The following is a 19,484-nucleotide window of genomic DNA, read 5'->3' as shown; positions in this document are numbered from 1 at the left end:
GCGTCGGACCCGGTAGCAGACGCGCACCGCTCAGCCGGACCGAATCTGCCGCCGCCCCCCCTTTTGCTGCGCTGCGCCGCCCATTGCCTGAATACCGGCCAATCCTAGGGAAAACCCGTGGTTTTTTCGCAACGCCGCGGCATCGGCGTCCCGTAGATTGCCGAATTCCAAAAAACCAATGAAAATCAATTGGTTAATGCCGACAACAGCGGTGGATACCACCGGTCTGAGGCGGATCGCAGCACGAATTAGAGGGAAATGTCGCGGCGCGCAACAACTTGTTTGATCGGATGGGGTTTATCGCCAAGTGCGACAGCAGTAGAGTGACAACATGATGAAGTCAGTCGACGTCGTGGCTCGCAGGGTGCACCGCACCGCGGACGACGCCGGCTCGTACAGGAGCATTACCATGGCTGCCCTCGGTTCTTTCCTTCTGCTGGCAAGTGCCTCGCTGCTCACCGCGTCGTATCTGCGCAGCCGTGCCGCGCGTACGCGCCGTCAGCAAGCGCGCGTGACGCGTCGCTGAACGCTTCGACGCCAAGCGATACTGGGCGCATCACTGCGGCGCGTATTGTCCGGGCTCGTTGTCCCGCATAGTGAATCGCGCTTTTCGGCGTTTTATTGTTTCATTTTCAGCAATACTCCCTTCTCCGGGAGCGCATTTTTCTCCTTCCTGCGTGGGCGTAGATTGGCGCCAATGACGGCGCCCATGGTGGACGTCTCGCCAGACAGGAGAAATGACAATGAAGTCCATTCTGATCGCTTCGGCCTTCGCTGCCGCGCTATTGAGCGCAGGTGCCGCGAGCGCCGCCGAGAATACCCCAGCGGCCGCCCAACCGCAGCAAACGCAGACGCAAGCGCAGGTTCAAGTTCAAACGCAGGCCCAGCCGGGTGCGGTGGCAGCGACTTCGCAAACGACGACCGTCGCCCCTGCCTATGAAGTTCCGGGCCGGGTGAATCGCGCCGGTTCGATCTACTTCGGTCAGTAAGCCGCGCAAAAAACGGCAAGCCGGGTAGCCATCCACCGGCCTGCCGAATTCCCGATGCTCGGGCACCCTACACGCATCCCCGTCCCGTCGTTCCCCCTCAGTAAGTCCGTTTCATCGCTGCCGCACACGCGGCGGACAGGCATCCCACCGCCAGCACATACACCGCGATCCACCACGGTTTGTGCCCCCCGTATTCGAGCAGCGTCGCCGCCACCAACGGTGTGATCGAGCTGGAAACGATTCCTGACACTTGATACACGACCGAGATGCCCGTGTAACGAACCCGCGTGTCGAACAGTTCGCAGAACATCGACGCCTCGGGACCATAAACGAACGCATACACAACGCCCAGCGGCACAATCACCGCGAGCGACACCCACCAGACGCTCGTCGCATAGTGCATCACCGCCAATGCCGGTATCGCCGACACGCCGCAGGCCAACGCGCCCCAGCCGAACACTCGACGGCGTCCCACGCGGTCCGACAGCTTCGCGGCATACGGAATCGTGACGATCAACACCATGGCCGCGAGCGTGACTGCCAGCAGGATCGGCGTCTTCGGAAAGTGCAGCGTGCCAACGAGATACGAGATGGCGAACACCGCGTAGACATTGAACACCACGCCATCGATGTAACGCGCGCCCCAGCCCAGCAGCACGTTACGCCGGTAATCGCGCGCAATCTCCGAGAGCGGCACATGCGCGACGCGCTGACTGTCCTTGATGCGCGCGAACTCGGGCGTCTCCAGTACGCGCAGCCGGATGAACATGCCCACCGCCACGAGCACCACGCTGAGCATGAACGCCAGGCGCCAGCCCCAGGCCATGAACTGTGCATCCGTCAGCGTGGATGAGAGCAGCGCGACCACACCGGTCGACAGGCACAGCCCCACGGCAAGCCCGATCTGCGGATACGCCGCGAATCGCCCGCGCCGGTCGCGCGGTGCGTACTCAAACGCCATGAGCACCGCGCCACCCCATTCGCCGCCCAGGCCAATGCCCTGCAACAGACGCAGGAACAGCAGAATCAGCGGGGCTGCCATGCCAATACTGTCGTAGGTCGGCACCAGTCCGATCAGGAACGTCGACACCCCCATGATGGAGAGCGTGACGATGAGCAATGGCTTGCGTCCCAACCGGTCGCCGAAGTGACCGAACAGGATGCCCCGATCGGACGCGTGGCGAAGCCCACCGCGTAGACCGTATAGGCGAGCGCGGTGGCAATGAAGGCATCGCCGCTGGGAAAGAAGAGCTTGTTGAAGACGAGGCCTGTCACGGTGCCGTACAGGAAGAAGTCATACCATTCGACGGTCGTGCCGATCAGGCTGGCCAGCGCGACCGTGCGCACCGCTTTTTCGGCGGTGACGGCATCGCTGCCGCCCACGCCCGTGAGAACCTGTTCCATTGCGCCTCCTGTTGATGCGCCGCGCCGTGGCGGCGCGCTGCGACGCACCGGTCTGCGCCGGGCGTCTGTCTCCTGGATGTCTCGGTGCCGCCTTTGGATCATGCGGCTATGTTTTGATGATGCGGATTACGGGCACTGCGGGTAAGACGCGAAAACACGCATGCGCGCGAACGCATACGACCGTGGCGGCCACCTGACGATCAGTCGGTAGCGCCGATGAAATTGCGTCCGCGCGGGCCGTCGAGCGCGGCGGCGATCATCGCACTCGATTCAGGCTCGGACACGCCATAGGCTGAAAACTCGGTCGCCACGCCCAAACCGTTGAGAAACGCGGTGAGCTTGTCCGGGGCGCGGCCAATGTCGCCGTCGAACACCTGCGCCAGCACCGCGTCGCGATCGGCACGGCGGCCTATCGCCAGACGCATCACCGCCGGCAAGGTGAACGAGCACGCAATGCCGTGCGGGAGTCCATGTCGAATCGTCATGTCGTACGAAATGGAATGCGCCAACGCGGTCTTCGTGTTGGAGAACGCCATGCCCGCTTGCAGTGCCGCAAGCGCCGCCTGAGCGCGCAACGCCTCGTCGTCCAGCGACACCATCAGCTGCGGCAACACGCGCATCATGTCGCGCGCCGCCGTCACGGCGAAGGTGTCGGAAATCGGATTGGCGTTGACGTTCCAGATCGCCTCGAGCGCGTGCGAGAGGGCGTCGAGCCCGCTTTGCAGCGTTACGGCGTGCGGCAGCGAGCGCGTCAGTTGCGGATCGACAATCGCCGCCTCCGGCCACGTCTCGGGTAAATGCAGCGAGTACTTCTTGTGCTTCACATGACGATCCCACAACGTGGCCCACGGGGTGACTTCGCTGCCGGTGCCCGCCGTCGTCGGAACGGTGATGAGCCGCTTGGTCCGCGATGGCCGGAAGTCGCCCCCCGCATCAAGCGCATCGACGAGCGTCGCAAAGCGATCGTCCTCGCCCGCGACCATCAGCAGCTTGGCCGTGTCCAGCGCGCTGCCGCCGCCCAGCGCCACGACCACCTCGCACTGGCCGTACCGCCGCCAGAAATCGCTATACATCGGGGCGAGTTCGCGCACATCCGGGTTCGGGCTGACTCGATCGATCGTCCCCGCCAGCCGTTGCCCGAGCAGCGCTTCGACTCGCCCCGTCATGCCGAGCGCCCGCGCTTCGGGCATGGTGACGAGCACAACCCGCCGCTCGCCGACCAGTTCGGGCAACTGAGCAAGGGCACCCGCACCGAAGCGAACATCGACCGGATTATGGAAACGTGAACATGCAGTCATGGTGAGGAGGTGCCGCTGCACCCGCAGGCGCTGCGATCGATTGACGAAGATTGAGCTGGATTATGGTGAGGACCGTCCTATACTTCCAATTCACAATTTTTCGTCAAAGTATTGGTAAAACCTATACCTCGTCACGGGAGCGTCATCGATGCGGATTACCCAACTGCGCTCGTTCCATGCGGTGGCGCACCACGGCAGCGTGACGCGCGCGGCCCAGGCGCTGCATGTGAGCCAGCCCACGATGACCACGCAGATTCGTGCGCTGGAGGAGACCTACGGTGTCGAACTGTTCTACCGGCACGGTCGTGGACTGACGCTCACGCCGACCGGAAAATCGTTGTATGCGGTGAGCCTGCGCATCTTCTCCGACGAAGCCGAAGCGCTTGGTCTGCTCAAGGAGCATGGCGAGCTGCGCACCGGCGAACTACGCCTGGGTGCCGTCGGACCGCATCACGCGATGGAGATCGTGGCGGCATTCCAGCCGCGTTATCCCGGCATTCGCATTTCCATGCGGCCGGGCAACTCCGAAGAGATGATCGAGAGCCTGCTGGCCTACCGCACGGACGTGGCGGTGCTCGCGCGCTATCACGACGACGCGCGTCTGCATGCCGTGCCCTATCGCACCCATCCGGTCGTGCTGTTGGTGCCGCGCGCGCACCGGTTCGCCAAGCGACGCAGCGTACCGCTTGCGGCGCTGGCGAACGAACCGATGCTCATGCGCGAGCCGGGATCGACTACGCGTCACGCGCTCGAAGCGGCGTTGCAAGCGGCGGGGGTGACACCAACCGTGGCGATGGAGATCGGCAGTCGCGAAGCGATTCGCGAGGCGGTCATTCTGGGGCTGGGAATCGCTGCGGTGTCGGCGCGTGAGCACACGCCCGACGCGCGACTTGCCACCGTATCGATCAGCGACGCACGCGTGGAGACGACAACGGTCGTTGTGTGTCTCGCGCAGCGGCGGGCGTCGCGGGCGATTGCCGCGTTTTTGGAGGTCGTGGCGGGACTGGTGTGACGCCTGTGGGCATGGCATGGGCAGCGCCTGGCACGCCGCCCACGCAAGACGTCACCTGACCGATTACAGATATTGGCTCGCCGCCAGCACGACGCCCGAGGCCACGAGGCAGTAGATGCCGAACAGATACCAGCGGCCGTGTTCGAGCCAGCGGGACAACCAGCGCAGCGCCACCAGACCGGCGAGAAAGCTGAACACCATGCCGACGAGGCTCGGCGTGAGCACCGTCATGTAGTGGCCGGAGAACGATTGCGCGCCGCCCGACTTGTACAGACGGTACGCCTCCTTGGCGATCACCGGCGGCGTGAGCACCACGGCCAGCGCGAAGCTGAATTCCTCGACACGAATTTTATCGAGCCCGCGCATCATTCCCGTCGAGATGGTCGATCCCGAGCGCGAGAAACCACGGAACGGCAGGCACAAGCCCTGCACCGCGCCGATCCAGGCGGAGTCGGCACCCCGCAACGGGCGATCGCCCATCGGCGGGCGCTTACTGCCCGAGATCAGAATCAGGATGCCCGCCATCGCGAGGCCGCCGGAGATGATGTACAGATTGCCGAACAAGTGCTCGATCTCGGCGTGTTCGGAGCCACGCATCAAGACCTTCTCGATAAACAGCATCAAGGCCAGCCCGATCACGCCCGTGAAGCCCGTCGCGATGACGACTTGCTTCGCGTTATGCATGAAATCGTGCTTCGACGAGAAATAGCGCTCGCGCCACGACTTCCAGAAATAGACGATGACGGCGAGCATCGTGCCGGTGTGCAGCATGACGAGCAACAACGTCATGGCGGGCGCCGACGGGTCGAGACCCATCAGCTTCTCGGCCATGATCACGTGTGCCGAACTCGACACGGGGAGCAACTCCGCCACGCCCTGCACAATCGCGAGCACGAGCACTTGCAGATAATCCATGCGAAATCCTTGTGAAATGGGCAAGGAGCCTACGCCGGATACATGACATTTTCGTGACGGTCACATGACGGCGGCGCCGGTTCCCTACCCACCACCGGCTGCCGCGCATGATACTCCAACAGACGTGTCGCGAAGTGAGCAAGTGAGCCGTTTCCGACGGGTACCTTGGGCCAATGCGGGGCGACTTGCCCACCGGAAATCCACAGCTTGGTCACAGGTGTGCCACAGCTTACCCACAGCGTTATCGACAGATTTGTCCACAGGGCGCGACGCATCGCAAAGGGGGAAAGCACAAAACAAAATCGGCCACGCGATGTGGCCGATTTGTTATCGGAGGCCGCGACCCGGAGTCGCGATGCGCCGCACAGGCGCTGGCTCACGGGAGGTGCCGCCAGTACTGCGATGGGTGACGCGAATCAGCTACCGAAGTACGTGCTGCCAGCAAGGGCGAGGTTGATGATCGACCCCGGGGTCGCAGCTACCGCTGCAGCGCCCGAGTTGGCGATCGTCTTCGGATAAACCGAATCGTGTTGCTGCAGCAGACCGGCTTGCTGGGCTTGCGCCAGTTCCTGACCGACCTGAGCGCGGGTCAGCATGCTGGTTTGCGGCACCCACGAGAATTCCGTCGGGCCGTCGAAGGCATCGCTGGCAAAGGCCGAACCGGCCGACACGGCCAACATTGCGGAAACCAGGGCTGAGGTAATAAGAGCGCGCTTCATGATGTTTTCTCCTGTCTGTTTGAGTCGCGGCGATGTTCAATTCATCGTCGACAATTGCAGTCTATTGGCATCGTCAATTGCAATAAAGACGATATTTGTCCATTTGCAATTTCTGTTTTAGAAATAATTGGCGCGACGCATCCCGCATCGAGCCTCGACGTCCATACAAGCCGGCGTAACGACGGCTGGACGACGGCCGAGCGTCATGACAACGGAAGGGGAACGTCTGCGCACAGGCGGGAACCGAGCGAGACGTATGTCGCTCGATCCCCGCCTGTGGCGTATTGAGTGCGCTAGTGGCCGAGTACCGGCTTGAGGGCGATGCCGGTGTGGCTGGCCGCGACCTGCGTCAGCGCATCGGGCGACGTCGCGGCGACGACCATCCCGCCGTGCTTGCCGCCCTCCGGGCCCATATCGACGATCCAGTCGGCTTCGGCAATCACATCGAGGTTGTGCTCGATGACGACGACAGTGTGCCCGCCATTCACCAGCCGATGGAGCACATGGATCAGACGCGCCACGTCCGCCATGTGAAGGCCGACCGTGGGCTCGTCGAGCACATACAGCGTGTGCGGCGTCTTCTGCCCGCGGCGCGTGACGTCATCGCGCACCTTGGTCAACTCCGTCACGAGCTTGATGCGCTGTGCCTCGCCCCCCGACAACGTCGGCGACGGCTGCCCCAGCGTGAGATAGCCGAGACCGACGTCCTGCATCAGTTGCAACGGATGCGCAATGCTCGGCATCGACGCGAAAAACTCGACGGCTTCGTCGACCTCCATCGTCAGCACGTCGCCGATGCTCTTGCCGCGCCAAGTGACGGCCAGCGTCTCGGCGTTGAACCGCTGACCGTGACAGACGTCGCACAGCACCTTCACGTCGGCGAGGAAGCTCATGCCGATGGTGCGCACGCCCTGCCCCTCGCACGCCGGACAACGGCCTTCGCCAGTGTTGAACGAGAAGCGCGACGCCGCATAACCACGGGCGCGCGCTTCGAGCGTATCGGCAAACAAGCGGCGAATCGTGTCCCAGAAGCCGATATACGTGGCCGGGCACGAGCGCGGTGTCTTGCCGATGGGCGTCTGATCGACTTCGAGCACACGGTCGATCGCCTCCCAGCCGGTCACCGACGCGCAACCGTGCCACGCGTGCACCACAGGACCGCGAGGCACCGCCGGTGCCGCCGACATCGCACGCGGCTTACCGTCCGCCTTCACCGCGTGACGCACCGTGCCCTTGCGGGCACGTCGCTCGGCAGGTGACGACAACACCGAACGCCCCACCGCGTCGAGCAGGTTCGTCATCAGCACGTCGCGTGCGAGCGTCGATTTGCCCGACCCCGACACGCCGGTAATGGCCGTGAGTCGCGCCAACGGCAACGACGCCGTCACGTCCTTCAGGTTGTGGAGCGTGGCGCCATGCACCGTCAGCCAGTTCGGCGGCACCGCCTCGACGCCGGTCGAAGGCGCAACGACTTCACGGCGCGGATGAATCGGGTGTTGCAACGGTTGCGCCAGGAACTTGCCGGTCAGCGACTCGGGGTGCGAGGCCAGATCGGCGACGCTGCCCTGCGCGACCAGCGTGCCGCCACGTTTGCCCGCACCGGGACCGATGTCGATGATGTGATCCGCGCGGCGAATCGTGTCTTCGTCGTGCTCGACCACGACCAGCGTGTTGCCCTGGTCACCCAACTTGCGCAACGCGCCGAGCAGAATGCCGTTATCACGCGGGTGCAGGCCGATGGTCGGCTCGTCGAGCACATAGCAAACACCCTGCAGATTGCTGCCGAGCTGCGCCGCCAGTCGAATGCGCTGCGACTCGCCGCCCGAGAGCGTCGGCGCCGCGCGATCGAGCGTGAGGTAGCCCAGCCCAACTTCCTCGAGAAATGCCAGACGTCCCTGAATCTCACTGATCAGGTCGCGCGCGATGCTCGCCTCGCGACCGTGCAATTCGAGGCCTTCGATCCACTCGCGCACATCGGTCACGGTCCACTGCGCCACGCCGGAGATCGCGTGCTCGTCGAACGTCACCGCGCGCGCGACGGTATTGAGCCGTGCCCCGTGGCAATCCGGACACGGCTGATCACCCACGCCCTCCGGCTCCTGCTCCTCCGACGGCAACGAATGCTCGCGCCCCCGGTTGTCCTGATTGAGCACGGTGTCGTCGAACGCTTCGCGCTGCTCGCGCGTGAGCGCCAGACCCGTGCCCACGCACGTTTGACACCAGCCATGCTTGCTGTTGAACGAAAACATGCGCGGATCGAGATCCGGATAGCTCGTGCCGCACACCGGGCAGGCGCGCTTGACCGAGAACACTTCGATCTGGCCCACGCCTTCGCCCGGCTGTTCGCGGCTCATGGCGTCGCCAAGACCGTCGAGCGGCGCGAGCAGATGCATCACACCCTTGCCTTGCTCGAGCGCCGCCGCCAGCAGCGTGCGCAGCAAGCCTTCGGTCTCGGGCGTGACGATCACGTCGCCCACCGGCAGTTCGATGGTGTGCTCGCGGAATCGATCGAGCTTCGGCCACGGGTCGACCGGCAGGAACACGCCATCGACACGCAGATGCGAATGCCCGCGCGCCTTGGCCCACTTCGCGAGATCGGTGTAGATCCCCTTGCGCCCCACGACCAGCGGCGCGAGCAGCCCCACATGCTGGCCACGCCGATCGCGCATCAGTTGCGCGACGATGGAATCGGGGCTTTGCGCCGTAACGGGCGAACCGTCGTGAATGCAGTGTTGAATGCCGAGCTTGACGTACAGCAGACGCAGGAAGTGCCAGACTTCGGTTGTGGTCGCCACCGTACTCTTGCGTCCGCCGCGCGAGAGCCGCTGCTCGATGGCGACCGTCGGCGGAATGCCGTACACCGCATCCACTTCCGGGCGCCCTGCCGGTTGCACGATGGATCGCGCATAGGCGTTGAGCGATTCGAGATAACGGCGCTGCCCTTCGTTGAAGAGGATGTCGAACGCCAGCGTCGACTTGCCCGATCCAGAGACCCCCGTGATCACACTGAACTTGCCGCGCGGAATCGCGACGTCGAGCGCTTTCAGGTTGTGCTCGCGGGCGTTGACGATACGAATGTCGTTGCCGCCGGCCGGCTTGCGCTGCGTGCGCGCCGCGCGCAAGGCCGTTTGCAGCGGCATACCCGGATCGCCATCGGCGCTGGCCACCGCCGCTGATCGGCCGGGCGCCACGATATTGCGCTCATAGTCGGCCAGGGCGCGCCCGGTGTGCGACCCCTCGCACGCCACCACCTGCGCGAGCGTACCTGCGCACAGCACTTCGCCGCCGCCCTCGCCGCCTTCGGGCCCGAGGTCGATGATCCAGTCGGCCGCGCGCACCACATCGAGATTGTGTTCGATGACGAGCAGCGAGTTGCCGCCGTCGAGCAGCTTGGCGAACGCGCGCATGAGCTTGGCGATGTCGTCGAAATGCAGCCCTGTTGTCGGTTCGTCGAAAATGAAGAGCCGACCGCGATGCGCTACCTTCTGTCCGCTCGCCGTCTTCTTCTGCGCCGCTTCCGCCAGGAAACCCGCAAGCTTCAGGCGCTGGGCTTCGCCGCCGGAGAGCGTGGGCACCGGCTGACCGAGCTTGACGTATTCGAGACCCACGTCGACGATTGGCTGCAAGACGCGCAACACGTCGCCATCCGACGAGAACAGCTTCACCGCCTCGTTGACGGTCAACTCCAGCACATCCGACACGCTCAACTCGCGCATCGCTTCACCGGGTACGGCGCGTTGAATCTTCACGTCGAGCACTTCGGCGCGATAGCGCTTGCCGTCGCAGTCCGGGCAGCGCAGGTACACGTCGCTCAGGAACTGCATCTCCACGTGCTCGAAGCCCGAGCCGCCGCATGTCGGGCAGCGCCCGTTGCCGGAATTGAAGCTGAAGGTGCTGGCGTTGTAGCCGCGTTGCAGCGCCGCCGGCACGGCCGCGAACAGCTTTCGAATCTCGTCGAAGGCGCCGACGTAGCTCGCCGGGTTCGAGCGTGCCGTCTTGCCGATGGGCGACTGATCGACGAACACCACGCCCGACAATTGTTCGGCGCCGATGAGTTCGTCGTGGGCCCCGGGGCTTCGGTCGGGTCGCCGAAGTGACGCGCCAGTGCCGGGTTGAGCACGTCCTGCACCAGCGTCGATTTGCCCGACCCGGACACGCCGGTCACGCACACGAGCCGGCCGAGCGGAATCTCGACGCTGACCTGCTTGAGGTTGTGTTCGCGCACGCCGGTCAGCGCGAGGCGCGGCGTCGCGGCGTCGACCGGACGCGCGCGCCAGTTCGACGCGTTCGCCACGTGCTTGCGTCCGCCCAGATAGCTGCCGGTCAGCGTGTCGGCATGGCGCACTTCCTCGGGTGTGCCGTCGAAGACGATCTGGCCGCCGCGCTCCCCCGGCCCCGGCCCCATGTCGATCACGCGGTCGGCGGCCAGCATCACCGCCGGATCGTGCTCGACCACGACCAGCGTATTGCCCGCGTCACGCAGGCGATGCATGGCGGCGACAATGCGGTCCATATCGCGCGGATGCAGGCCGATACTCGGCTCGTCGAGCACGAAGAGCGTATTGACGAGCGACGTGCCGAGCGCCGTCGTCAGATTGATACGCTGCACTTCGCCGCCCGAGAGTGTGCGGCTCTGGCGGTCGAGCGTGAGGTAGCCGATGCCGACGTCGCACAGATACTTCAGCCGCGTGCCGACCTCTTCCTGCAACAGCTTGAGGGCGTCGTCGAGCAGGCTCGACGGCAACGTGAGCGAATCGAAGAACTGACGCACACGCGAAATCGGCATGAGCATCAGGTCGTGCATGGTGAGGCCGGGCAGCGCTTCGAGCGCCTCGCGCGACCACGCCACGCCACGCGGCATGACGCGCTGGGCGGGCGCCAGAACCGCGTCGGCGTTCTCCTTCGAGCCGAGCCGCCAGAGCAGACCCTCCGTCTTCAGGCGTGCACCGCCGCAGGTCTCGCACGTGGTGTAGCTGCGGTACTTCGAGAGCAGCACGCGAATGTGCATCTTGTACGCCTTCGACTCCAGATAGCCGAAGAAGCGGCGGATGCCGTACCACTGCTTGTTCCACTCGCCTTTCCAGTCGGGATCGCCTTCAATGACCCACTCGCGATGCTCGGGCGAGAGTTTCGACCAGGGCGTATCGCGCGGAATGCTCGCCTTGCCCGCGTATTCGAGCAGGTCATCCTGAATCTCTTTCCACGCCGGCGTCTGAATGGTCTTGATCGCGCCACCGCGCAGCGTCTTGCGCTCGTCCGGGATCACCAGACCGAGGTCGACACCGATCACGCGGCCGAACCCGCGACAGGCTTCGCAGGCGCCATAGGCCGAGTTGAACGAGAAGAGCGCCGGTTGCGGATCGGCGTAGTGCAGGTCGCTGTCGGGGCAGTGCAGATCCTGCGAATAGCGCCAGATGTCGGGCTCACCCTCGTCGGCCAGCACGTAGACATTCACACGGCCGCGCCCGCGCTTGAGCGACGCCTCGATGGCTTCCATCGCGCGTGCCTTCTCGGTGTTCTGCAGGCGGAAGCGGTCGGCGACGACATCGAGCACCTTGCGCGCGCCGTCAGCCGATGCGACTTCGCGTTCGGCCTGCACGCGCGTGTAGCCCGATGCCGAGAGCCACTGTTCGACCTCGTCGGCAGTGACACTGCCGGGCAACTCGACGGGGAACGTAACGACCAGACGCGGATCGCCCGGCGCGGTGCGCGCCATCAGGTCGGCGTAGATCGTCTCGGGGGTGTCGTGTCGCACCGGCTGTGCCGTCTCGCGATCGAACAGCGCCGCCGCGCGGGCGAACAGCAGCTTGAGGTGGTCGTTGAGTTCGGTCATCGTGCCGACCGTCGAGCGCGAGCTGCGCACGGGGTTGGTCTGATCGATGGCGATGGCCGGCGGCACGCCTTCCACGTGATCGACCTGCGGACGATCCATGCGGTCGAGGAACTGGCGGGCGTAGGCACTGAAGGTTTCGACGTAGCGGCGCTGGCCTTCGGCAAACAGCGTGTCGAAGACCAGGCTCGACTTGCCGGAACCGGACGGGCCGGTCACGACGGTCATTTCACCGGTCTGGAGATCGACGTCGAGATTCTTGAGATTGTGCTGGCGGGCACCACGGATACGAATGGCGTGGTTGGACGACGGGTCGGGTTTCGGGGATGAGGTATCCACTGGATCAGGGCCGCTTGGTTGACAATGAACAGCGTGACGTCTGACAGCGCGCGTGCGCGCCTCGGGGGAACTACTGTATCAGGCCGATGCGACAGTCGCTGACAGCATCCACGCGTCGCTCGGCTTGACGTGATTGTACTGTATATTTGTACAGCATTCACGCCACACCCGAAGGCACGGTAGCGCCTCGTTGCATGCCTCGCCGCGCGCTGCAATTTCACGCCTGTGTCGATGGAGTAGCATGACGGCATCCGGACTCTCTTTCGCACAACATGGGTGCCCTCCTTGCGGCGCGCGGCGTCATCGTGCGTGCCACGTCGTCCGTCGCGCATGTCATGCACATCACGCGGCGCAACGCCTCGAACGCCCCGCGGCGCCCCGTTACCCGCCTTGCCGGCTTCACGTCGCTGCTGCCGCTCGTCGTGCTCGCGGCGTGCGCAGGCGCACCGCAACCGCCCACGGCGTCTCAGCCGGCGGCGGCTGGCACGGCGACGCACTACAACGTCGGCCGCTTCCCCATCGAGCATTACGATCAGAACGTCGATCATTGGATCCGGCCCGATGCGCCCGACTACGATCGGCCGCTGCTCTCCGCGCAGGAGCAAACGCGTCGGTTCGAGGCCTTCCGCGCGCGCTACTTCGGCACCTCGCCGCGCGACCCGTCGCCATGGAACGGCACATGGCTGTCGACATCGCTGCTGAACGCGACCGGTGTGCAGCAGATCGCGGATTCGCAAGCGCGGCGCGCCAGACGGTTCGATAACGGCGTGCCCGGGGTTGCCAAGACCTATGGCGAGAACTTTCATGCGCACACGTCGTCGTGGATCCGCGCCATCGAAGCCAACATGGGACTGGCCCAACTCGACGCCGATCAGGCCGGTGCGCAATACGATCCGGGCCGTCGCGGCATCACCGTCGACAATGCGCTGGTGCGCCAGCTCCCCACGCAGGACCCGGCGTTCTATGATTTCCATCAGGCAGGCGAAGGCTATCCGTTCGATGCCCTGCAGGACTCCGCGCTGCGACCTGGCACGCCGGTCTACACGCTCGCCCGCAGCGTCGACGGCGCGTGGCTGCTTGTCTATTCGCCCGATCTGATCGGTTGGGTCGATGCCCGCACCGTGGCCTCGGTCGACGAGCATTTCATCGCCACGTGGCGTGACGCGGCACAGCGCCGCCTCGGCGCCATCGTGCGCGCCGACGTGGCCTTGGCCGACACGCCGCCCGGCGCGACGGCGCCCATCTACCGAACGTTTGCACCGATCGGCACCGTGCTGCCTGTGATGCTGCGCGACGGGCACCCGGTCGCGATGTTCCCCGTGGCCGATCTTCGGCGTCAGGCACACATTCGCACGACCCCGCTCGACGCCTCGAGCCTGGTACCGATGCCATGGACGCTCACGCCGCGCCATATGGCGCAGGTGATGAAGCAACTGATCGGGCGTCCGTACGGGTGGGGCAACACGCTGTTCTACAACGACTGCTCGGCCGAGACGCGCAGCCTCTTCGCCCCGTTCGGCGTGTGGCTGCCGCGCCATTCGTCGGATCAGTTGCGCGCGGGCGTGCGAACCGATCTGCGCGCCGCCGATATCGACACAAGGTTGCGCACGCTGGCCGAGCGCGGCCGGCCGCTGATGACGCTCATCCACATCAATGGGCACATCATGCTGTACCTCGGCAATGCGCAGCGCGACGGCGAAAGCGTGCCGATGACCTATCAGAACGTGTGGGGCCTGTCGCCGGCGGATAACAGTCGTCGCAATGTCATCGGTGGCTCGGTGATCCTGCCATTGCTCAAGACTTACCCGGAAGATCCCGAGGCTCGCTCGCTCGCGGGCAAGTCGCTGTTTGAGATCAGCGTGATCGGCAGCGAGACCTCGGCAAACGGGGATGCCACGCGCGTACCGAGCACGGACACCCCGGAGGAGATGCCACAGTAAAGCGCTGGCCGGCGCGGCGCCGCAAAGCCTATAAGACGCTTGCGCACCGCCTGCGCCGGCGGATCATTGCCGAATCAGCGCCATCGCGCAGTCGAGCACGGTGCGCTTGAGATCGGCCATGCCTTCGGGCGGCAGGAACGGTCCCATCATGTGCCGATACGACACTGTCTTGCTGATGGCCGACGTCAGCATGAAAAACATCACGTCGGCGTCCTGCCCCGGGCGCTTCTGCGCTTCGAGCCAGTCGGCCACGAGCGGCACCATCGCATCGCGATACGGGCGCACCAGTCGCTGCATGATGATGTCGAGCCGCTCGCCTTCCTCGGTCGCGGCCGTCGAGAAGAACATACCGATGTCCGGATTCTCGAAAACGACTTCCACGAACACCCGTACCGCCTGCTCGATGCGCTCGGCAGGTTCCAGCGGCGCGTGCCGCAGCGCCAGCGTCTGCTCGATCATCGAGCGCGTGAGCGTCGCGATCTGATCGACGACCGCGACCCACAGGGCCTCCTTCGAGCCGAAGTGGTGCGAGATCAGGGCCGCGTCGACCCCGGACGCCTCCGCGATCTGCCGCACGCTGCTCGCATAGAAACCGCGCTGCGCAAAGATACGCCGCGCGTTGAGCAACAACGCGTCGGCCCCATGCGAGCAGTTGCACGTGGGACGCCCACGTGCGCGTTTGCGGGGCGGTTCGGCTTGCGGGACGGCTTTGTTCGGAGTCATTGAGCGATGGGTGGGTCGAGTTCGCGACAGCAATGCGCCAAGTCTACCCGACCCGAACGCCGCTGCCTGCCCAGGCAATTGCCATTTGACACGCCGGGGCCACGCTCGCTATTATGCGCTTATTCATCACTTGTTGAATTTGGCATTTCCCCCAAATGTCTCGCGCAAACCGAATCGTGATTGTCGGTGGCGGTATCGCCGGCCTGAAGCTGGCAACGCGTCTGGGCCGTAGGTTCGGCCTTGCCGGCACGGCGCGCGTGACGCTGATCGACAGCCACCCCACCCATCTTTGGAAGCCGATGCTGCACACCGTAGCGGCAGGCACGCGCGATGTCACGCACACACAGGTGACGTATCTCGCCCATGCCTGCGGCAACGGCTTTACGTATCAGGCGGGGCGCATGTGCGGGTTGGATAGAGCGCGCCGGGAGATTGTGCTCGGCGAGATGGACGCGCCCGACGGCTCGCGTTTGTTGGGCGAGCGTCGCGTGCCTTACGACGCGCTCGTGCTGGCGCTTGGCTCGCAGGCTGACGACGCGTGTCTGCCCGGTGTGCGCGACGTCTGCCATTTCATCGACAGTCAGCCGCAGGCCGAGGCATTTCAAGCGGCGTTGCGATGTGAAGCGCTGCGCAGCGCCGTGAACGACGACGCGCTGCGTGTCGTGATCGCCGGAGGTGGCGCCACGGGCGTGGAACTCGCGGCGGAGCTGAGCCGCACGTTCGCGCTGGCGGCTGGCTATGGTGATCCGCGCATTGGCGAACGGCTGAAGCTCACGCTCGTCGAGCGTGGTCCGCGTGTGCTCGGGCATTTCCGCCGGAGGTGTCCGAGTCGACGCAGGCGGGGCTGGAGCGCCTGGGCTTTCGCGTGCTGACGGACACCCGCATCGTGTGCGCCGACCGTGACGGGTTCTATCGTGACGACGGTCAGTTGATTCCCGGCGATCTGCTCGTGTGGGCGGCCGGCGTGAAAGCGCCGGACGTCTTGCAGGGCATTGGCGGGCTCTTGACCAACGATGCCAACCAGATCGTGGTGCGCCCGACGTTGCAGACGGCACAAGACGAGCGAATCTTCGCGCTGGGCGACTGTGCGTCGCTCGTGCCCGCGAAGGGCGAGTGCCCGTTGCCGCCGACGGCTCAGGTGGCCACGCAGCAGGCGGCGCATCTGGGCCGGCATCTTGGCGCGTGGTTTGAGGGACGCGCGATTCCGCCGTTCGTCTATCGCGATCCCGGCGCGTTGGTCTCGCTTTCCGGCTACAACGCGTTTGGCGCCCTTGGGCGATTCGGCTTTTTCAAAGGTGGCATCGTGCGCGGACGCTTCGCGCAGTGGAGCCACGCCATGTTGTATCGGCGCCATCAGCATGCGCTGCACGGGTTCGCCCGCGCGACGGTGCTGTTGGGCGCGGAAAAACTCGGCGGCCTTCGCGGGCCGCGCACCCGGCTGGCCTGACCATGCGAAGCGACCGAACTCACTGCCCCAAACTAAGCGGTACCCACCGCGATGCCTGCACATCCCCGACATCCGCGACGTCACGAACTTCGCGCACGTCGCGCGCCGCGCCGCGCGATCAAGGCGTGTGGCAACACACCGTGGCGATGCTCGATGCCGAACCGGTCGTGTGCCGGCCCGTCATTCCCTACACGCGCCGCGCGCCCATCGTGCGTGTGCTGGAGATCTCCAGCGAACTCACAATCACCGTGTCGTGGAACGACGCCATGGGCGGCAACTACGGCGCGCAGATCTGGCGCATTCGCCGGGCGAATCACCCTGGCGTTTGCGCATTGACGGGCGAGGCGATCGACGTGGGCGACTTCGTCTACCGGCCGCTGTTCGGCGATGTGCCGCCGCTCAATGTCGACGCGATGATATTGGCCGAGCCCATTCGTGCCATGCGCGAATCCAGCAGCCGGGAACTCGAACCGGCATAACACCGCGACTCACAACCCCGTACGAACCTGCCGCCGGGGTGTTTGGCGTGAGGTCCGCGCGCGCCTCAAACACGGTGCGCGCACACGCCACGAGCCCGACGCTCGATCCTTGATTCGTCGCGATCGACAATCATCCCGTCCCGTTGAACAACGCTCCACACTCAGCGGAGCTTCGCCGCCCGGCGAAGCGCACAACGCCGTTTGCCCCCCGTTCCGCGCGTCCCCCCCTCATTCCGCCCTTCGTCGGCCGAACGCCGCTGCCACCGCAGCCATTCGATCGACATTGACGACCGACGCGTTCTGACGTCGCGCCCGACGCATCCAGACTCGAAAATTTCCGACCAGAACAAGAAGTCTGTTTGTGACTTAACCCTTAGTCTTGCTAACGTTTTTCGTTGAACCACCGCCGCACTACCGCGGTGAAGTCCAACGTCTCAATGCCCCCCTCGTCACGTTCAGTGACATTCCACTCCGGCATCGCCGTTATCTCCCCACGCTGCGTAGGTCGATTACGCGTTGGAACGAGTGGCTGCCGTTGATGACGCTCCACGCGTCGACCGTAATTCGCTCAATCCGCACTTTGAAATCGCCGCAAAGCCCTGATGCCGATCACACAAACGAAAGCCGTGCTGCTGGCCTGTTCGCTGTTCGCGATGGCGGCGCAGGCTCAGCAAACGTCCGCACCCACCCCCGCCGACACGGCGGCCGCCGCCCGAACGGGAGTCGAGCAAGACCAGTTGATCCAACAACAGCGAGAGGCACAACAACGCGAGGTGGCGGTCAACGCGCCATCCGTACGCTCAACACGTGACGATGCGCCTGCCTGGCCCGCGCTACCCAACGAGACCCCATGCTTTCAGATCGACACATTCGTCTTTGAAATCCCGACGATATCGCAAGAGACCCTCGGGGCAACGGCTGCCCAGACGCAGTCGCTGGGCCGATTTACGTTCGCCCAGGATTGGGTCGAGCACTATGCGGGCGCTTGCATAGGCAAGCGGGGATTGGATGCGCTTGTCAAAGGCCTGCAAAAGGTCGTCTTAAGTCGCGGCTACCTCACAACACGCGTGCTGCTGCCTGAGCAGGATCTCTCGAGCGGTACGCTCCGACTCGCCTTGATCCCCGGCGTCATCCGTCAAGTGCGCTTTGCCGATCCGACACTGCGGGGCACATGGAAGAGCGCCTTCCCGACGCGTGACGGCGCGTTGCTGGATCTGCGCGATCTCGAGCAGGGTCTCGAGCAAATGAAGCGCGTGTCGAATCAGGACGTCTCGATGCAAATCGTGCCGGCCGATCTGCCGGGCCAGAGCGACGTCGTGCTCGATGTAACGCGCACCAAACCCTGGACCGTCGTGGCGTCTGTGGACAACGCCGGGTCACGCGCGACGGGTCAACTGCAAGGCAGCCTCTCGGCCGGTTTGTACAACCCGCTCGGCGTGAACGACATCTTCAATGTCGGGGTGACACAGGACCTGCTGTTCAAGGAACACGATTTGGGCTCGCGTGGCTGGCATGCGAGCTACGCGATTCCGTGGGGCTACTGGAGCGCAACGCTCGCGGCCTACACCAGCCGCTACTACCAGCGAATTGCGGGCGTTAACGAGACGTTCATCGCAAGTGGCAACTCGAAGACGCTCGACGCCACGCTCAGCCGCGTGCTCTCCCGCAGCCAGAACCACGTGTTTGGCACCCAGCTCCGGCTGTCGCGCCGGTTCGGTCAGAGTTTCATCGAAGACATCGAGATCACGCAGCAGCGACGCAACAACACCCTTGTCGAGTGGGGCCTGACGGATCGGCACTATTTCGGTGCCGCGCAACTCGATGCGGCGCTTGCGTACCGGCAAGGCATCGGCGGGCTCGGTGCGCAGGATGACCGTCTCGCGGCCTCGGGAGGCCCGACTTATCGCTATCGCATGGCCGTGCTCGACGCGAACCTCGCCGTCGGCTTTGCCGTGGCGCAGCAGCCAGTTCGGTACGTGACCACCTTCCACGGCCAATACACCGGCAACACGCTTTACTACATCGACAACCTTTCCATCGGCAGCCGCTACACCGTGCGGGGCTTCGACGGCGAGACGATGCTCTCGGCCGCGCGCGGATTCTATTGGCGCAACGAGCTTCAGGTGCCGCTTGGTCAGACCGGACAGTCCGTGTACGCGGGACTCGATTACGGCCGGGTCTGGGGACCGCAACCCGTCGCGCAAGACGGCACACAGCTCGTCGGCGCCGTCATCGGTCTCAAGGGAAGCGTTGCCACTCGCTTTGGCGGCTACGGCTACGACGTGTTCCTGGGCACACCGATCTACAAGCCATCCGGCTTTCCCACAGCGCAAGTCACGGTCGGATTTCAGCTGACCGCCCAACTTTGAGGCTTCCAGCGCATCGGGGT

The 19,484-nt window shown here is 64.8% G+C and carries 12 protein-coding genes and 2 pseudogenes; 6 read left to right on the top strand and 8 right to left on the bottom strand.

Annotation, left to right across the window (positions count from 1 at the left end; genetic code table 11):
• Window positions 1–30: 30 nt before the first annotated feature.
• Window positions 31–222, bottom strand: coding sequence for a hypothetical protein (locus DRB87_RS00515; RefSeq protein WP_130024456.1), 192 nt, complete (start codon window positions 220–222; stop codon window positions 31–33).
• A 521-nt stretch (window positions 223–743) separates the two neighbouring features.
• Here DRB87_RS00515 and DRB87_RS00510 point away from each other — a divergent pair.
• Complete coding sequence (locus DRB87_RS00510) at window positions 744–989, top strand: hypothetical protein (RefSeq protein ID WP_130024455.1); 246 nt, start codon at window positions 744–746, stop codon at window positions 987–989.
• Window positions 990–1,086: 97 nt separating this feature from the next.
• On the opposite strand, the pseudogene DRB87_RS00505 reads toward DRB87_RS00510, so the two are convergent.
• A pseudogene (locus DRB87_RS00505) lies at window positions 1,087–2,393 on the bottom strand (MFS transporter).
• 200 nt (window positions 2,394–2,593) lie between these two features.
• Window positions 2,594–3,691, bottom strand: a complete 1,098-nt coding sequence (psrA, locus tag DRB87_RS00500; protein WP_130024454.1) for an iron-containing alcohol dehydrogenase PsrA — start codon at window positions 3,689–3,691, stop codon at window positions 2,594–2,596.
• A 148-nt stretch (window positions 3,692–3,839) separates the two neighbouring features.
• Between psrA and DRB87_RS00495 the strand changes: the two genes are divergently transcribed.
• On the top strand, window positions 3,840–4,703 hold the full coding sequence (locus tag DRB87_RS00495) for a LysR substrate-binding domain-containing protein (protein ID WP_130024453.1): 864 nt from the start codon (window positions 3,840–3,842) through the stop codon (window positions 4,701–4,703).
• 63 nt (window positions 4,704–4,766) lie between these two features.
• Here the strand turns inward: DRB87_RS00495 and DRB87_RS00490 are convergent, their stop codons facing one another.
• The 4 genes from DRB87_RS00490 to DRB87_RS24060 all read right to left on the bottom strand — a co-directional run bounded on the left by DRB87_RS00490 (window position 4,767) and on the right by DRB87_RS24060 (window position 12,506).
• Window positions 4,767–5,618, bottom strand: coding sequence for an undecaprenyl-diphosphate phosphatase (locus tag DRB87_RS00490; protein WP_130024452.1), 852 nt, complete (start codon window positions 5,616–5,618; stop codon window positions 4,767–4,769).
• Between the two features lie 416 nt (window positions 5,619–6,034).
• Window positions 6,035–6,337, bottom strand: coding sequence for a DUF4148 domain-containing protein (locus DRB87_RS00485; RefSeq protein WP_130024451.1), 303 nt, complete (start codon window positions 6,335–6,337; stop codon window positions 6,035–6,037).
• 293 nt (window positions 6,338–6,630) lie between these two features.
• Window positions 6,631–9,006, bottom strand: a complete 2,376-nt coding sequence (locus tag DRB87_RS24065) for a hypothetical protein (RefSeq protein ID WP_370364050.1) — start codon at window positions 9,004–9,006, stop codon at window positions 6,631–6,633.
• Between the two features lie 1,142 nt (window positions 9,007–10,148).
• On the bottom strand, window positions 10,149–12,506 hold the full coding sequence (locus DRB87_RS24060; protein WP_370363273.1) for a hypothetical protein: 2,358 nt from the start codon (window positions 12,504–12,506) through the stop codon (window positions 10,149–10,151).
• Between the two features lie 272 nt (window positions 12,507–12,778).
• On the opposite strand from DRB87_RS24060, the gene DRB87_RS00475 reads away from it, so the two are divergent.
• A complete protein-coding gene (locus DRB87_RS00475; RefSeq protein WP_240756125.1) occupies window positions 12,779–14,446 on the top strand; it encodes an SH3 domain-containing C40 family peptidase in 1,668 nt (555 codons plus the stop codon).
• Window positions 14,447–14,509: 63 nt separating this feature from the next.
• On the opposite strand, the gene DRB87_RS00470 is transcribed toward DRB87_RS00475, so the two are convergent.
• Window positions 14,510–15,169 carry a TetR/AcrR family transcriptional regulator gene (locus DRB87_RS00470; protein ID WP_130024450.1) on the bottom strand — a complete coding sequence of 220 codons (660 nt, stop codon included), beginning with the start codon at window positions 15,167–15,169 and terminating at the stop codon, window positions 14,510–14,512.
• Between the two features lie 155 nt (window positions 15,170–15,324).
• Here DRB87_RS00470 and DRB87_RS00465 point away from each other — a divergent pair.
• The 3 genes and pseudogenes from DRB87_RS00465 (at window position 15,325) to DRB87_RS00455 (ending at window position 19,464) form a co-directional block, all read left to right on the top strand.
• Window positions 15,325–16,616: pseudogene (locus DRB87_RS00465) on the top strand (NAD(P)/FAD-dependent oxidoreductase).
• 125 nt (window positions 16,617–16,741) lie between these two features.
• Window positions 16,742–17,095, top strand: coding sequence for a DUF3331 domain-containing protein (locus DRB87_RS00460; RefSeq protein ID WP_165385215.1), 354 nt, complete (start codon window positions 16,742–16,744; stop codon window positions 17,093–17,095).
• A 602-nt stretch (window positions 17,096–17,697) separates the two neighbouring features.
• Window positions 17,698–19,464 carry a ShlB/FhaC/HecB family hemolysin secretion/activation protein gene (locus DRB87_RS00455; RefSeq protein ID WP_130024448.1) on the top strand — a complete coding sequence of 589 codons (1,767 nt, stop codon included), beginning with the start codon at window positions 17,698–17,700 and terminating at the stop codon, window positions 19,462–19,464.
• Window positions 19,465–19,484: the final 20 nt, after the last annotated feature.

The organism is Pandoraea sp. XY-2 (assembly GCF_004193915.1).
Lineage (GTDB): Bacteria > Pseudomonadota > Gammaproteobacteria > Burkholderiales > Burkholderiaceae > Pandoraea > Pandoraea cepalis.
The sequence above is the reverse complement of the archived record's forward strand: the minus strand, read 5'-3'. Positions and strand labels throughout refer to the sequence as shown.

Bases quoted from the DNA above. Each gene is read 5' to 3' on its own strand.
- DRB87_RS00475 (WP_240756125.1), top strand. From the start codon at position 12,779: ATGGGTGCCCTCCTTGCGGCGCGCGGCGTCATCGTGCGTGCCACGTCG.
- DRB87_RS00470 (WP_130024450.1), bottom strand. From the start codon at position 15,169: ATGACTCCGAACAAAGCCGTCCCGCAAGCCGAACCGCCCCGCAAACGC.
- DRB87_RS00485 (WP_130024451.1), bottom strand. From the start codon at position 6,337: ATGAAGCGCGCTCTTATTACCTCAGCCCTGGTTTCCGCAATGTTGGCC.
- psrA (WP_130024454.1), bottom strand. From the start codon at position 3,691: ATGACTGCATGTTCACGTTTCCATAATCCGGTCGATGTTCGCTTCGGT.
- DRB87_RS00495 (WP_130024453.1), top strand. From the start codon at position 3,840: ATGCGGATTACCCAACTGCGCTCGTTCCATGCGGTGGCGCACCACGGC.
- DRB87_RS00510 (WP_130024455.1), top strand. From the start codon at position 744: ATGAAGTCCATTCTGATCGCTTCGGCCTTCGCTGCCGCGCTATTGAGC.
- DRB87_RS00490 (WP_130024452.1), bottom strand. From the start codon at position 5,618: ATGGATTATCTGCAAGTGCTCGTGCTCGCGATTGTGCAGGGCGTGGCG.
- DRB87_RS00455 (WP_130024448.1), top strand. From the start codon at position 17,698: ATGCCGATCACACAAACGAAAGCCGTGCTGCTGGCCTGTTCGCTGTTC.
- DRB87_RS24065 (WP_370364050.1), bottom strand. From the start codon at position 9,006: ATGCGCGATCGGCGTGGCCAGCATGTGGGGCTGCTCGCGCCGCTGGTC.